Origin of the sequence: uncultured Streptococcus sp. (assembly GCF_963518475.1) — a bacterium.
GTDB lineage: Bacteria > Bacillota > Bacilli > Lactobacillales > Streptococcaceae > Streptococcus.
Genome location: NZ_CAUQJA010000004.1, coordinates 44,213 through 58,871 on the forward strand (window position 1 = coordinate 44,213; position 14,659 = coordinate 58,871).

A 14,659-nucleotide genomic window follows, 5' to 3' on the forward strand; every position below is an offset into this window, starting at 1 on the left:
CAAGACAATACGCTATAATGAAGTGTTGAAAGGAAATAGAAAATGAGAGAAGAACGATTTCCATTGGTGTCAGATGATGAGGTCATGCTGACTGAGATGCCGGTTATGGACCTCTATGATGAATCTGACTTTATCAGTAATATCAAGGGAGAATACCGTGATAAGAATTATCTGGAGTGGGCCCCTATTACTGAAGAAAAACCAGCAAAACCGATTGAAAAGCCAGTAGAGAAACCTAAGAAGGCTGGCTTAGGAGTTAAAAAAGAAGGAAAGAGCTATGCGGAGGTTGCACGTGAAGAAGCGCGTGCGGACTTGAAAAAGAAACGCTCAGCAAGTTATCTGACTAAGGATATTACTCCTACAAGGCGCCCTTCTCAGCAACGTTTGGATAGACAGGGCAATCAACCTACCGCGCCTTTCCAAAAGGAAAATCCTGGCGAATTTGTTAAATACAGTCAAAAATTGACTCAGTCTCATTACATCTTGGCGGAAGAAGTGAATAATATTTCGACTCAAGCTGAGCCAAAAGAAACTTCAGGCCCAAAGAAAAACAACTATGATTTTCTGAAGAAGAGCCAAATCTACAATAAAAAGAATCAACAAAAAGAACAAGAACGTCAGGTTGCCCAAGAATTGAACCTGACAAGAATTACGGAATAGGGGAGAAAACATGTCAAAGACATATCATTTTATCGGAATTAAGGGATCAGGTATGAGTGCCTTGGCCTTGATGTTGCATCAAATGGGGCATAAGGTACAGGGATCAGATGTTGAAAAGTACTACTTTACTCAACGTGGTCTTGAGCAGGCAGGGATTACTATTCTTCCTTTTGATGAAAAGAATCTAGACGGTGATATGGAAATTATCGCTGGAAATGCCTTTCGTCCAGATAACAATGTCGAAATTGCCTATGCAGACCAAAATGGCATTAGCTACAAACGCTACCATGAGTTCCTAGGTAGCTTTATGCGCGACTTTGTTAGCATGGGAGTAGCTGGAGCACATGGAAAAACTTCAACTACAGGTATGTTGTCTCATGTCTTGTCTCATATCACAGATACTAGCTTCTTGATTGGAGATGGGACCGGTCGTGGTTCAGCCAATGCCAAATATTTTGTCTTCGAATCTGACGAATATGAGCGCCACTTCATGCCTTACCACCCAGAATACTCTATTATCACCAACATTGACTTTGACCATCCAGACTATTTCACAAGTCTAGAGGATGTTTTCAATGCCTTTAACGACTATGCTAAACAAATTACCAAAGGTTTGTTTATATACGGTGAAGATGCTGAATTGCGTAAGATTACGTCTGACGCACCAATTTATTATTATGGTTTTGAAGCAGAAGGTAATGACTTTGTAGCTAGTGATCTTCTTCGTTCAACAACTGGTTCAACCTTCACAGTTCATTTCCGTGGTCAAGAATTAGGGCAATTCCACATTCCAACCTTTGGTCGTCATAATATTATGAATGCGACAGCTGTTATTGGTCTTCTTTACACAGCAGGATTTGATTTGAACTTGGTGCGTGAACACTTGAAAACATTTGCCGGTGTTAAGCGTCGTTTCACTGAGAAAATTGTCAATGATACGGTGATTATCGATGACTTTGCCCACCATCCAACAGAAATCATTGCAACCTTGGATGCGGCTCGTCAAAAATATCCAAGCAAAGAGATCGTAGCAATCTTCCAACCGCATACTTTTACAAGAACTATTGCCTTGTTGGACGAATTTGCCCACGCTTTGAACCAAGCGGATGCTGTTTACCTAGCGCAAATTTATGGATCTGCTCGTGAAGTAGACCATGGTGATGTTAAGGTAGAAGACCTAGCCAATAAAATCACTAAGAAACACCAAGTGATCACTGTTGAAAATGTTTCTCCACTCCTAGACCATGACAATGCTGTTTACGTCTTTATGGGAGCAGGAGATATCCAAACCTATGAATACTCATTTGAGCGACTCTTGTCTAACTTGACAAGCAATGTTCAATAGGATTTTCCCATGGAAATTCCAATTAAGATCATTCAGGCAAGTAAGTCTGATTTGGCTGAGATAGAGGAACTTCAGGCTTCATCTTTTCCAGCTGAAAAGCAGCAACCTTCCCATATTTTAGAAGAAAGTATCCGTAAGTATGCGGATACCTTTCTTCTAGCTAGGGATGAAAATCAGCTTCTAGGCTATGTTCTAGGTGGTCCTTACCCACACAATCCGAAATGTCTAGAAATACATTCTTTAGTCATTGATACTGACCATCAGAGACAGGGATTGGGAACGCTTCTTCTTGCAGCTTTGAAAGATGTGGCAGTTGAGCTGGATTACAAAGCTATTCGTTTGAAGAGTTCGGATGAGTTGCTTTCCTATTTTGAAATGAACGGTTTTATTGATGAAGAAGAGACAGATTCGCTTTATGCAGCTAGTCAAGGTTTTAGTATGATTTGGTTTAATCTCTTTTTTTAGGAGGCGAAATGGAAATTAGGCAAGCAAGATTAGAAGATTTGGATCGTATCGTTGAGATTGAACTAGAAAATTTCTCGATTGAAGAAGCCATTCCTCGCTCTGTTTTTGAAGCACATTTGCGAGAAATTCAGACCTCCTTTCTGGTTGCAGAAAAAGAAGGCAGAATCATGGGGTATATAGAAGGACCAGTTGGCCCCCAGCGTCATCTGAAAGACCAGTCCTTTACAGAGGAGATAGAAGACCATAGTCATGAGTCTGGTGGTTATATCTCTGTGACCTGTCTTTCTATTGCCAAGGAAGCACAGGGCCGTGGACTTGGTCAGAAATTACTAATAGCCTTGAAAGAGTTGGCTCTTGAACACGAAAGAGAAGGCATTAACCTAACCTGTCATGACTATCTCATCACTTACTATGAAAAGCATGGATTTGTCAATGAAGGCCAGTCCCAGTCAACCTTTGCAGGGGAAACCTGGTATGATATGGTCTGGGAAGCTAAAAAATAAGCCAGAAAAGCATGCTAGGTTGCTTTTCTTTCGTTTTTAAGATATAATATTATGGATTGTCAACGAGGAGGATAAACTTTTGAGTGAAAAGCCAAGAGAAGACGAAAAATTAAGCTTTAAAGAGCAGATTTTACGTGATTTAGAAAAAGTAAAACGTTATGAAGGGATTCGTCAAGAGGCCGCTGAACTTGATGAAAAAAAATCAGCTTTGTCTGTCCCTGACACAAAAATTGCTGATGAAGAAGTGATGAATGCATCTCTATCAGCTGTTGAAAAAATTATGGAGAATGCACCACGTGTTCCACAGCATCCTAGTGAAGATGTGCCTGCATCACCGGCGGAGGAACTAAGAGAGGAAGCTCCAATCGTTCCTAGTCACCCTAGTCAAGATGTTCCAGCTTCACCAGCTGAAGCCAGTCCATCAAGACCGGTTCCAGGACCAGATGTCAATCGTCCACAAAAGGTCGAAAGAGATGTGAACACAACTCCAACAAGAGTAGCTGTTTCTTATAAGACAGAAGCTAAAAAAGAGCCTCAGAAAGAAGTAACAAAACAAGAACCAGTTATGGAAACGGAAGCTGTTGAAGTCATTTCTGAAACTCCGAGTCGTAGTCGTCGTGAGACTGTTAAACCTGTCAAGAAGAAAAAATCACATTTGAAGGCTTTCTTCATTTCTCTACTGATTTTCCTTGCCTTGATTTCAGCAGGTGGTTACTTTGGTTACCAGTATGTTCAATCATCTTTATTACCAGTTGATGCAAATTCTAAGGAATATGTAACGGTTCAAATCCCAGAAGGATCCAATGTCCAAGAGATTGGATCAGCACTTGAACATTCTGGTGTGATCAAACACGGAGTGATTTTTGCTTTTTATGCTAAATATAAGAATTATTCAGATTTGAAGGCTGGATATTACAATTTGCAAAAGAGCATGAGTACAGAGGATATCATTAAGGAACTCCAAAAAGGTGGTACTCCTGAACCTCAAGAACCTTCACTTGCAGATTTGACCATTCCAGAAGGATATACCATTGATCAAATTGCCCAAGCTGTAGGCCAATTACAAGGTGAATTTAAAGAACCTTTGACAGCGGAAGCTTTCTTGGCTAAAGTGCAAGATGACAACTTTATCAGTCAAGAAGTTGCTAAATATCCAAACCTACTCGAAAGCTTGCCAACGAAAGAAAGTGGAGCTCGTTACCGTTTGGAAGGTTATCTTTTCCCAGCGACCTACTCTATCAAGGAAAGCACGACTATTGAAAGTTTGATTGATGAGATGCTGGCAGCTATGGATAAGACCTTGACTCCGCACTATAGTGCAATCAAGTCTAAAAACTTGACAGTCAATGAATTGCTAACAATTGCTTCACTTGTTGAAAAAGAAGGTGCTAAGACTGAAGACCGTAAGTTGATTGCAGGTGTCTTCTACAACCGTTTGAATCTTGGTATGCCACTTCAAAGCAATATTGCAATCTTGTATGCTCAAGGCAAACTTGGCCAAAATATTAGCCTAGCAGATGATGCTGGAATTGATACATCGATTAATTCACCATACAATGTTTATACAAAACCTGGTTTGATGCCTGGTCCAGTGGATAGTCCAAGTCAGGACGCGATTGAGGCAAGTATTAACCAAACAAAGAGTGAGAACCTCTACTTTGTAGCCAATGTTACAGATGGTAAAGTCTATTACGCAGTGACACAGGAAGAACATGATCGTAATGTTGCTGAGCACGTCAATAGCAAACTTACTCAAAATAGTAGTTCAAACTAAGACTACAAAAATGAGAATCTCAGATAGAGATTCAATACTATCGAAAGAAAGTTGAGAAAAATGGCAGAAAAAACATATCCTATGACACTTGAGGAAAAAGAAAAACTAGAAAAAGAATTAGAAGAATTGAAATTGGTCCGTCGTCCAGAAGTGGTAGAACGTATTAAGATTGCTCGTTCATACGGCGACCTTTCAGAAAACAGTGAGTATGAAGCAGCTAAGGATGAACAAGCCTTTGTCGAAGGTCAAATCTCTAGCTTGGAAACAAAAATTCGTTATGCTGAAATCGTCAATAGCGACTCTGTTGCCCAAGATGAAGTCGCAATTGGTAAAACAGTGACTATCCAAGAAATTGGTGAGGACGAAGAAGAAGTTTATATCATTGTAGGTTCAGCTGGTGCAGATGCCTTTGCAGGTAAGGTTTCAAATGAAAGCCCAATCGGACAAGCCTTGATTGGTAAGAAAACAGGTGATACAGCAACCATTGAAACACCTGTTGGTAGCTATGATGTAAAAATCTTGAAGGTTGAAAAAACAGCCTAAGGATAAAAAGGAGTAGAAAGATGGAAATACCCTTCTTTACTCCTTTTTAGGTTTAAACAGAATTGGAGACTATATGAGTTCAAAAAAGAAGCAAAATAAGATGGAGCGTGGTCTGACCAATCGTCACGTACAGGTTATGGCCATTGCTGGAACAATCGGGACAGGACTCTTTTTGGGAGCAGGTCGCTCTATTAGCCTAACAGGTCCTTCCATTGTACTGATTTATATGATTACTGGAGCTTTCATGTTCCTTATGATGAGAGCGGTTGGGGAAATGCTCTACCAAGATCCTGAGCAACATACCTTTATTAACTTTATCACGCGCCATTTGGGTAAGGGCTGGGGTCATTTTGCGGTCTGGTCTTACTGGTTGTCTGTTGTCTTTATTGGTATGGCGGAAATTACAGCTATTTCTCACTATGTTCAGTTTTGGTTCCCTAGCTGGCCAAGTTGGATGATTGAGATTGGATTTTTGACCATTCTAGCCTTGGTCAATCTGATTGCGGTTAAGCTCTTTGGAGAAGTTGAGTTTTGGTTTGCTATGGTCAAGATTGTAGCTATTTTAGCTATGATTGCCACAGGGGTCTTTATGGTCTTGACAGGCTTTAAGACACCTCATGGAGTAGCAAGTTTGGCTAATATTGCTGACAATTTCTCCCTTTTCCCAAATGGTGGAGTGAACTTTGTCATGGCCTTCCAGATGGTATTCTTTGCCTATCTCATGATTGAGTTTATCGGGGTAACGACTTCAGAAACCAAAAATCCGCGTCAGGTATTGCCAAAAGCCGTTAAGGAAATTCCCTTGCGTATCGCTTTTTTCTATGGAGGTGCCCTATTAGCCATTATGGCTATCATTCCATGGCGTGAACTTGCTTCTGCTGATTCTCCTTTTGTAACAGTATTTGAATTGGCAGGTATCAAGTGGGCAGCGGCCTTGATTAACTTCGTCGTTTTGACCTCAGCAGCCTCTGCCCTTAACTCAACCCTTTATTCAACAGGGCGTCATTTATACCAGATTGCTCATGATTCGCCAAATCCATTCCTAAAAGCAATCAAGGCAGATACCCTTTCTCGCCACAACGTGCCACAAAATGCCATCATTGCCTCAGCGGTTCTGATTGCCCTAGCGGCCTTTATCAATATCTTGCCAGGTGTTTCAGATGCCTTCGCCTTGATTACGGCATCATCATCAGGTGTCTATATCGCTATTTATATCTTGATTATGGTGGCTCACCTTAAATATCGCAAGTCGCAGGACTTTATGGCGGATGGCTACCTCATGCCCCATTATCGTTTCCTAAATCCTTTAACCATGCTCTTCTTTGCCTTTGTCTTTGTAACCCTCTTTTTACAAGAGTCTACATTTGTCGGAGCAATCGGATCAGCTATCTGGATTATCGGTTTCGGGATTTACAGCCAGTGGAAATTTAGAAAATAGATTTGAAACTCATCAGCTTAGGTTGGTGGGTTTTTCTTTGAGATCAAGCCAAAAAAGCACCAGAGTCTAAAGTGACTTTGGTGCTTTAAAGTTGTATACATTTTGTTGTTTACTACTGTTGATAGTTATTCTTCATCTTCCGTAGGGAATGGAATGCCCGTTTTATTTAGTCGTTGAACTTCTTGGATAAATGCATTTTTCCAAGTAATCATATATGATAGTGGGAAAAGGTCGTTCTGGGCATCAATGTAATGAAGAAGAATATTAGCTCGTTCAATAGCCTTAGGGTTGTTTTGTCGAAGTAGATTGTATACTTCATACATGTTCAAAAAAAATAGGGGCTGCATTACAATGACAGCGTAGGCTTCTTGAGTTAGTATTAGTTTTAACTTATAGATGAGTTTTTCAGCTTTATTATAGTAGCCATAGCGAGAGTAAGTCCTCACCAAATTAATACCACAGTGAATATATAAGCGAGCAAAATCTAGAGTTTTATATTGAACCTCATCTAATCCTTTAACGATTAGATTTTCGAGGTATTCAAGGAATTGTACTTCAAAAAATTGATCTTCAAAACTAAGGAGAGTAATAACAATACTAAAATCATGAATATAAAGTGTATCTATACTTAAGATATAGTCAATCAAGTAATGAACAGCTTCTACTTCATCAGGAGTGAATTCACCCGATCTCGTTATACGTTTGCTAGTGCATAATTTTATTATGTAATATTGTGTGAGATTTGTCCACTCGCTTTTTTCCCCTAATAGTTGTCTGGCTTTGGTCATATCATTTTTATTGACTGCATTTCTAATTTGTCTTGTTCTTTGAGCATCCTCACCTTTAATATTTAACACTTCTGCATAGTCTTCTGACTCTAAATTAAATCTGTTCAAAATTTCAAAAAAAGTATCGACTTTGACAGTTGCTAAACCTTTTTCAAAACGACTGAGGTTGTTGGGAGTAATGGCATCTCCAGCAGCCTCTTTAAGGCTCATATTGCGATCTTGACGGAGTTTATAAATGATTTCTCCATAGTGTTTTGATTCCATAATGTTCTCCTTGAGCTTTATTGGTTTTATTATAACTTAAATTTCTCCATTTTTGGAAAAAACTACTGTTTTTAGTAGATTTTTTTTAAAAGTCGGGGGGGGGTATAAATTTCTACTGTTTTCAGTAGAAATATCCAAAAAGGGGATTATTTACTGTATAATCAAGTCAATCAAAAGTAAAGGAGATAAGGATGAAAAAGTCCCTGGTTATAACAACTGCTACAGTTGCTGGTTTGGGTGCCGCTGCAACTGCCACAACAGTATTTGCTACTGAAGCGCCAACTGGAAACACAGTAACTACTGCGGTCAACGATAAGGTCACAGACAAAGACCTTTCTGATGCTGAAAAACGCGCTGTAGATACCGCTAAAGATGCTGACCAAAAAGCAAAAGATGCGGGTCAAGCTAAAGATGAGCTCAAAAAAGTGCAAACAGACAAAGACGCTAAGAAAGCTGAAAAAGAAGCCATTGAAAACGAACTTGAAAAGGCAAAAGACGCTACACCTGAAAAAATCAAAGATGAAACAGATGATGTAGACGCTAAAGAAAAGGCTAAAGCCGACAAAGAAGCAGATGCCAAAGATAAGGCAACCCAAGTCGACCAAAAGACTGACGAGGCCAAACGTGCTCACGATGAACTTGATAAAGCCCGTACAGATGTCGAAAAGGCTGACAAAGAGTTGAAAGACGCAACAGAAGACTTTGACCCAGCTGCGAAAGAAAAGGCTCAACAAGAAAAAGATGACGCGGATAAAGATGTTCTTGTAAAAGACAAAGCTAAACGTGATGCGGAAACAGAGCTAGAAAAAGCAAAAGAAGACGACAAAACGCGCGAAGATAAGAAAGTTCAAGAACGTCAAAACAAAGACGACAAAGAAGCAGATAAAGCAGCAAAAGAAGGCGCAGTCAAAGATGCGGAAAAAGCCATTAAAGACGCGGAAGAAACGCTGAAAACCGCTCAATATCCAAAAGAGGTCGTCCTAACTCCAGAATGGCGAGACAAAGCAAAAGAGTTGATTCGCAAATACAAAGAACCATATCCAGAACCATATCCAGATATGACAGGTATGGACCTAGACCAAATCAACAAAGCTGATGAAGCTTGGAGCGCTCGTCGCAACGTTTGGTTGGAACAACATCGTAAAGAAATGCGTCGTTTACAGGAAGAATTGAGTCAACTTGACGAAGGTACTCGTGACAAGTGGTTAGAACTTGTGCGCAACATTACCACAGATGGACTTCAAGATGAAGAAACAGACGTCAAATATGACCCCAATAACCTTCCTCAAGATATTGTAGATGAATTGAATAACCGATTTATTACTCTTCTCAACAGTCTTCGTAAGCAATTAGACTTGCCAGAGGCAAAAATCAATACAAATAATAAAGATTTTGCCAAAGAAGTTGCAAAAATTTACAAAGACAATGACTACCAAGAAGAAGGTCATTTTGGACGCGGTATCAATGAAGTTGCACGAAAACGAGGATTAAAAGCTTCTGAAAAGCCAGGTGTCGAAACGACAGAGCAATATTATGAAAACCTTATGCCAATTGTAAGACGTGGGGATAAGATGACAAAACGAGCGTTAGTGGAACAGGTGACCGAAAAGTTCATGGTATTCTTCGCAGAAGGTGATTTGACGGGAGGCTACGGCCACTTCTTTAGTCTCTTAACCGCCGATAATCTAGGATTGAGTACATCACTGATTAAAGGTGGTAAAGCAGTAGACGATTATCCGATTGAATCCGGTTTTGACCATGTACTCCGTATTCATGTTTTACATGTAAAAGACGCAGATTATATCAACGACACTGATTCAACCGCGCAAAAAGCTAAATACGACGAACTCTACGGACCAAACTCTAAAGCCAATCTTCCAACCCCAACGGTGAAAGACAAACAAGAAGTTGAAGCCGAATTGGAAAAAGCTAAAGCAGACAAGAAAACGGCTGAAGACAACTTGGAACAAGTGAAAACAGAACTTCAAGAAATTGAGAAACGCATTGCCGACTTGGAAAACGAAGTGTCAGAAACACCAACTAAAGAAGCAAAACGTGCGGAAGCTGTCAAAGAGCTTGAAAAAGCTAAAGAAAAAGCAGAAGATGCCAAACGTAAGTTGGAACGTGCGACACTGGACGACAATGCCAAATCATTACGTCTAGAAAAAGCTCGCAAGGCAAAAGCCGAAGCGGACAAAGAATTGGCTAAGAAATTAGCAGAAAGTCAACAAAAAGACAAAGACTTGGAAACTGCGAAGATTGAGCGTTTGAAAGCGGACAAAGAATTGAAAGACGCGGAAGACGTACTACAAAAAGCAAAAGACAAGTTGGCAGAAACCCTTCGTTTGAGCCAAGAAAAAGGCAAACTGGAAGCAGAATTGAAAGCTAAGTCAAAAGAATTGGATGAACTCTGCAAACACGTAGATGATTTGAAACGAGACGTGAAGCAAAAAGAAGACGAAGCCGAGAAAGCGAGAAAAGTCAAAGACGAAGCAGAACGTGAGTATCAAAAATTGTTGCTACGTAAGACAATCGACGACGCTATTATTCCAGAGCAACCAGAATTCAAAGGTGGCGTAAACGGCCCAGGTGCGATTCAACCAGAATTACCAGAATTGCCACTTGATGAACCTAAAGTTGATGAACCTAAAGTAGAACAGCCAAGAGTCGAACAGCCTAAGACAGAAGAACCTAAGGGTAAGCAGCCAAAGGTTGAACAACCAAAGACTGAAGAACCCAAAGTAGAGCAACCAAAAGGTGAAGAACCAAATCAAGAGCCTAAAGGTGACAGACCAAGTGACCAACCGAATGCCGACAAACCAGGTCAAGATGGTGACCAGAACGTGAAACCTGTGGGACAAGCACCAAGCTATCAAGCGCCTGCGGTTCTATCTCCAGCCCAAGAAGAAGCTGGACAAAAAGCACTGCCAAATACTGGCAGTCAAGTCAGCCTACTAGCTTTATTAGGATATGGCTTCTTGGCAGGATTAGGAATTATTTTAAAGAAAAAGAGGGATAAAAATTGAAAAAGAAATTTGCGTTTGTATTATCGTTAGTAACGAGCTTATTGCTTCTCGCAGCCTGCTCATCAGCAGATGGGACTTATGTCTATCAAGGTAGCATGCCATTTATGGAAGAAGCAACTGTGACCATCAAAATCAAGGGTGATAAGGGACAAGTTCATACCAAAGGAAAAACGATTGGTATCCTGACAGAAGGAAAGCCAACGGAGCAGACAGACGAGATGAAGGTTAATCAGAAAGAAAAGACTCTTGAATTGTCTTCACTGAAACTAGGTTATGAGATTAAAGGTGGAGAGTTGACTATTACTTCAGATCCTTCTGGTATACTAGCTGGTAAATCTTTTAAAAAGAAATAAAAGGAGGTATTATGTCCAAGAAAAGCATCTTAAGTGGCTTGTTATTGGCTAGCTCAGTGCTTTTATTAGCAGCCTGTGGGCAACAAGCTAGCCAGACAAGTGAGGGAGAGTCGGCTGACGCTACAGTCCAAACCAGTGCTTCAGACGCCAAAAAAGCTGAACAAGCCAAGATTGATTACCAGATTGTCTATCAGAATATCTTAGACTCCTATAGAGAGCGAGTTAAGACTGCGCAAAAACAACAAATGCCACAGAATTCGACAGGTGACAAAGAAGAGTCTTATATCGATTCCATTTTGTTTGATTACCAAGGGAAAGACATCAGCTATACTTTCTACGATATCAATAAAGATGGGAAGAAAGAATTGTTGATCAAACAAGATAAGGTTCTACTTGGGATTTATTATCTGACAGATCAAGGAGCTCAGCTAGTCAAGGCTGGTGGGGTTGCGGGGAGAGGCGGTTCACGTCAAATCTTGATTCCTTATGAAAATGGAACTATCTCTTACTTGATTTTCAGCGCTTCTAGACCAGAGGCCATTGCTAAAACCTATCTCTTTGCAGATGGCCGTTATCAGGAAGCCAGCTCAGTTAACTATGATTTAAGAGAGACAGATGATCCTTCAAGTTTACAAGGGTTAGATGGGGTTAAAAAGCTTGATTTGAAAGGCTTGAACTGGTTGATTTTTGATGATGCTTCAGCTAGTCGTCCCTTTATTGACCTAGAGGAGCAAGGCAAGGGACCTGGTGCTCATCTGGCTGAGATTTACCAGAAAAACTTCAGTAGTATCAAAGGCACTTGGAAGAATAACAAGGGTGGTGAAGTCACTTTTGACGAGAATGGCTTTACAAATGGAGCAGTCTTGACTCCAGCGGCACCGCAGATTGTAAATAATATGGCTAAATTTGGCATGGGGTCAAGTTCAGGACCTGGAGGTGCATCTGTTACCCTCATTCCGCAAGGAGTTGTGCATCCAGACTTTAATGCAGGCGATGCAACTTATACAGATGCATCTGACAGTAGCAAGGATCGCTTATTGATTGCCCAATATGCAGGTGCATTATCCGATCCAAACGAATTTTATTATAAGGTTAGTGAATAAAAAAGGAGAAATAGAAAATGAAACTAAAACACGTATTGACAGGATCAGTGATGGGGTTGAGCCTCGTGATGGCAGGGGTTATCACAACAAGTGTACTCCCTACAAGCAGTGTAGAAGCTGCAGAATACCGTAAGGTCTATGCGGATGTAACTGCCCAAAAGGGACTAGATGGAAACTTTTACTTGGAAGTAGTTGGAGATCGTCCAGATGTCTCTGTTTCAAGTAGCTTGTTAAAGTCTTTTGAAGTTTTAGAAGCAGATACAGGACGAGTATTAATTTCAAACGGTACTTTAAGGATTGATCCAGTTACAAATGGGGAAGCTAAGAAAAATGTTGGTAGAGCAAAGTTTGATTTATCTTTGCGAAATGGGAACCCTTACCCTGATGGAACTTATCTGGTTTCCTTTAAGGATTGGACACTTTCTCATGAATCAGGTTACTTCACTTTGGTTGGAGCTATTAAATTGACAATTAAAGATGGAGAATTTGTTAAGTATGAAAAAGTTAACTTAAAACCAACATCAACACCTGAGCCAAAAACTCCAGAACAGCTAAATGGAGAGAATGGTTGGGTAGGTCGTTCTTACTACCAAAATGGCCAAAAAGTTTTTAGCAAATGGATCTATGATTCAGAGTATAAGTCTTATTTCTATTTGAACGCTGCTGGTGAGTACGTGGAAAATGCTTGGGTAGGGAACTACTATCTCAAGTCAGGTGGTTACATGGCTAAGAGTGAATGGATTTATGATGGCAACTACGGTTCTTACTATTACTTGACATCAGAAGGCAGCTATGCGCGTAATGCTTGGTCAGGAAGTTATTACCTTAAATCAGACGGTAAGATGGCTAAGAGCGAGTGGATTTATGACAACGATTATAAAGCTTATTACTATTTGACATCAGAAGGAAGCTACGCTCGTAATAAATGGGTAGGAGATTATTACCTTAAATCAGATGGTAAAATGGCTGTTAGCGAACGTACACCAGATGGTTATCGTGTAGATGGATCTGGTAAATGGATCAAATAATTCTATTTTGGTTATACAAAGGAGATCTTAAGTGGAAGAGTTGGAAAATAAGGTAAACGAAGAGACTTCAAATAATACAGAAGTTTCGGAGCAAGAGACAAGCGTTAAGCAGGAAAGTGAACATGCCAATCCTGTAGCTCCTGTCTCAAGTCAGCTAGGATTTGTGGATAAGGTAAAACACATCATTGAGACACGACGTAAGGAAACTCTTGGTGTGCTGATTGCTCTTGGACTTGCTATTATCGCTTTTGTAGGTTATAACTTTTATCAAGGGCAACCTAAAAGTTTAGCAAAAGAAGTTAGGGTTGAATTTTCAGGCTATTCAGAGTCAGGGACTTTGACCTATAATGAAGAAGTGATTGCGGCCATGATTAAGGAACTATCCTACAAAAAAGCTGGATTTAACAAGGAACAAGCTCAGGCTCTTTCCCATAATGACCCTGTAGCCTTATCAGCTTTGGCAACCAATCCGCAATTAGCCTCAAAAGCTTCTCTAGCTAAGGCTATGATTAGCAGTGTTCGTTATGAGTTTGATAAGAAAAGTGAGTTAAAAAATGGGGACGAAGTGACCTTCACAGTCACAACAACTTCGCAAAATTCACCTATTAAAGCTGAAAAGAAAACATTTAAGGTTGAAACACTGAAGGAATATGAAAAAGTTTCAAAAGAAGACCTTTTGAAATTGACTCCTGTAAGTTTTGAAGGTTTTAATGGCTATGGTCGAGTATCTATTCCTGAAACAAAAGATGAAGAAGATATCTTCACTATTGATGGCGATTCTAATCCTAAAGATTTGAAAAATGGTGATAGCATTAAACTTGTAGTTCGTGATTACTATTTGAAAAAATTGAAGAAGGAAGGGAAAGTACCTGCCGAAAAGAGTTTTGAAGTTCCAGTTTCAGGCCTAAAAGAGGTCAGTGAGATTAAGGAATTAAAGGATATTCTTAAGAAAATTGAAGACTACAGTAAGTCTGAAAACAAGAATAGCTCTTCATCTTCTTATACCCTAGAACCTCAAGGAACTTTCTTAGGAGTATTTTCATCAAGTAACAGTGCTTATGAAAATGTTATTGGTCTAAGTATCATCTATAAAGTCACTGAAACCAAGTCGGATGGGTCTAAAGAAACTCATTTTAAAGATTATGGTTATGCAGCAGGAGTCAAAAAAGATGGCAGTGTAGATATGGATAAGCTAGACAAATTACAGTTTAACACTACGACAGATTTAGAAGGGTTGAAGTCTTATTTATCGAATTATAAATTAAAAGAATATAAGCAGTGATAGTATTTTATTGATTTGATAAAACAGATTTCACAACGAAGCAACAAGCATCTCCAAGAGGGGGTGCTTGTTTGTTCATTTGATGTC

The 14,659-nt window shown here is 39.9% G+C and carries 13 protein-coding genes; 12 read left to right on the forward strand and 1 reads right to left on the reverse strand.

Features of this window, described 5'->3' with window-relative positions; translation table 11 throughout:
- Window positions 1–42: 42 nt before the first annotated feature.
- From RYK12_RS02450 to RYK12_RS02480, 7 genes are all read left to right on the forward strand, one after another.
- On the forward strand, window positions 43–660 hold the full coding sequence (locus RYK12_RS02450; RefSeq protein ID WP_078238113.1) for a cystathionine gamma-synthase: 618 nt from the start codon (window positions 43–45) through the stop codon (window positions 658–660).
- Between the two features lie 10 nt (window positions 661–670).
- Window positions 671–2,005, forward strand: a complete 1,335-nt coding sequence (gene murC / locus RYK12_RS02455; protein ID WP_261120592.1) for a UDP-N-acetylmuramate--L-alanine ligase — start codon at window positions 671–673, stop codon at window positions 2,003–2,005.
- A 9-nt stretch (window positions 2,006–2,014) separates the two neighbouring features.
- Window positions 2,015–2,470 (forward strand): GNAT family N-acetyltransferase, encoded by a 456-nt coding sequence (locus tag RYK12_RS02460; RefSeq protein ID WP_314846718.1) that lies wholly within the window; start codon window positions 2,015–2,017, stop codon window positions 2,468–2,470.
- Window positions 2,471–2,478: 8 nt separating this feature from the next.
- Entirely contained in the window at window positions 2,479–2,973 is a 495-nt protein-coding gene (locus RYK12_RS02465) for a GNAT family N-acetyltransferase (protein WP_314846720.1), read from the forward strand.
- A gap of 79 nt (window positions 2,974–3,052) precedes the next feature.
- A complete protein-coding gene (mltG, locus tag RYK12_RS02470) occupies window positions 3,053–4,747 on the forward strand; it encodes an endolytic transglycosylase MltG (protein WP_314846722.1) in 1,695 nt (564 codons plus the stop codon).
- Window positions 4,748–4,807: 60 nt separating this feature from the next.
- The gene (greA, locus tag RYK12_RS02475) at window positions 4,808–5,290 is read left to right on the forward strand and encodes a transcription elongation factor GreA (RefSeq protein WP_000818768.1); all 483 of its coding nucleotides are present in this window, start codon (window positions 4,808–4,810) and stop codon (window positions 5,288–5,290) included.
- A gap of 73 nt (window positions 5,291–5,363) precedes the next feature.
- Window positions 5,364–6,728, forward strand: coding sequence for an amino acid permease (locus tag RYK12_RS02480; RefSeq protein WP_314846724.1), 1,365 nt, complete (start codon window positions 5,364–5,366; stop codon window positions 6,726–6,728).
- Between the two features lie 125 nt (window positions 6,729–6,853).
- On the opposite strand, the gene RYK12_RS02485 is transcribed toward RYK12_RS02480, so the two are convergent.
- A complete protein-coding gene (locus tag RYK12_RS02485) occupies window positions 6,854–7,780 on the reverse strand; it encodes a helix-turn-helix transcriptional regulator (RefSeq protein WP_314846726.1) in 927 nt (308 codons plus the stop codon).
- A gap of 191 nt (window positions 7,781–7,971) precedes the next feature.
- On the opposite strand from RYK12_RS02485, the gene RYK12_RS02490 reads away from it, so the two are divergent.
- The 5 genes from RYK12_RS02490 to RYK12_RS02510 are packed head-to-tail and all read left to right on the forward strand — an operon-like array spanning window position 7,972 to window position 14,572.
- Window positions 7,972–10,806: an SEC10/PgrA surface exclusion domain-containing protein gene (locus RYK12_RS02490; protein WP_314846728.1), complete on the forward strand. Its 2,835-nt coding sequence runs from the start codon at window positions 7,972–7,974 to the stop codon at window positions 10,804–10,806.
- Window positions 10,803–11,159 (forward strand): hypothetical protein, encoded by a 357-nt coding sequence (locus RYK12_RS02495; protein WP_261233611.1) that lies wholly within the window; start codon window positions 10,803–10,805, stop codon window positions 11,157–11,159. The genes RYK12_RS02490 and RYK12_RS02495 overlap by 4 nt, the downstream gene beginning before the upstream one ends.
- An 11-nt stretch (window positions 11,160–11,170) precedes the next feature.
- On the forward strand, window positions 11,171–12,262 hold the full coding sequence (locus tag RYK12_RS02500) for a DUF6287 domain-containing protein (protein ID WP_314846730.1): 1,092 nt from the start codon (window positions 11,171–11,173) through the stop codon (window positions 12,260–12,262).
- 17 nt (window positions 12,263–12,279) lie between these two features.
- The gene (locus tag RYK12_RS02505; protein ID WP_314846731.1) at window positions 12,280–13,290 is read left to right on the forward strand and encodes a cell wall-binding protein; all 1,011 of its coding nucleotides are present in this window, start codon (window positions 12,280–12,282) and stop codon (window positions 13,288–13,290) included.
- A gap of 31 nt (window positions 13,291–13,321) precedes the next feature.
- Window positions 13,322–14,572, forward strand: coding sequence for a hypothetical protein (locus RYK12_RS02510; RefSeq protein ID WP_314846733.1), 1,251 nt, complete (start codon window positions 13,322–13,324; stop codon window positions 14,570–14,572).
- The last annotated feature ends 87 nt before the right edge of the window (window positions 14,573–14,659 follow it).

Bases quoted from the DNA above. Each gene is read 5' to 3' on its own strand.
- RYK12_RS02450 (WP_078238113.1), top strand. From the start codon at position 43: ATGAGAGAAGAACGATTTCCATTGGTGTCAGATGATGAGGTCATGCTG.
- murC (WP_261120592.1), top strand. From the start codon at position 671: ATGTCAAAGACATATCATTTTATCGGAATTAAGGGATCAGGTATGAGT.
- RYK12_RS02460 (WP_314846718.1), top strand. From the start codon at position 2,015: ATGGAAATTCCAATTAAGATCATTCAGGCAAGTAAGTCTGATTTGGCT.
- RYK12_RS02465 (WP_314846720.1), top strand. From the start codon at position 2,479: ATGGAAATTAGGCAAGCAAGATTAGAAGATTTGGATCGTATCGTTGAG.
- greA (WP_000818768.1), top strand. From the start codon at position 4,808: ATGGCAGAAAAAACATATCCTATGACACTTGAGGAAAAAGAAAAACTA.
- RYK12_RS02480 (WP_314846724.1), top strand. From the start codon at position 5,364: ATGAGTTCAAAAAAGAAGCAAAATAAGATGGAGCGTGGTCTGACCAAT.
- RYK12_RS02485 (WP_314846726.1), bottom strand. From the start codon at position 7,780: ATGGAATCAAAACACTATGGAGAAATCATTTATAAACTCCGTCAAGAT.
- RYK12_RS02490 (WP_314846728.1), top strand. From the start codon at position 7,972: ATGAAAAAGTCCCTGGTTATAACAACTGCTACAGTTGCTGGTTTGGGT.
- RYK12_RS02500 (WP_314846730.1), top strand. From the start codon at position 11,171: ATGTCCAAGAAAAGCATCTTAAGTGGCTTGTTATTGGCTAGCTCAGTG.
- RYK12_RS02505 (WP_314846731.1), top strand. From the start codon at position 12,280: ATGAAACTAAAACACGTATTGACAGGATCAGTGATGGGGTTGAGCCTC.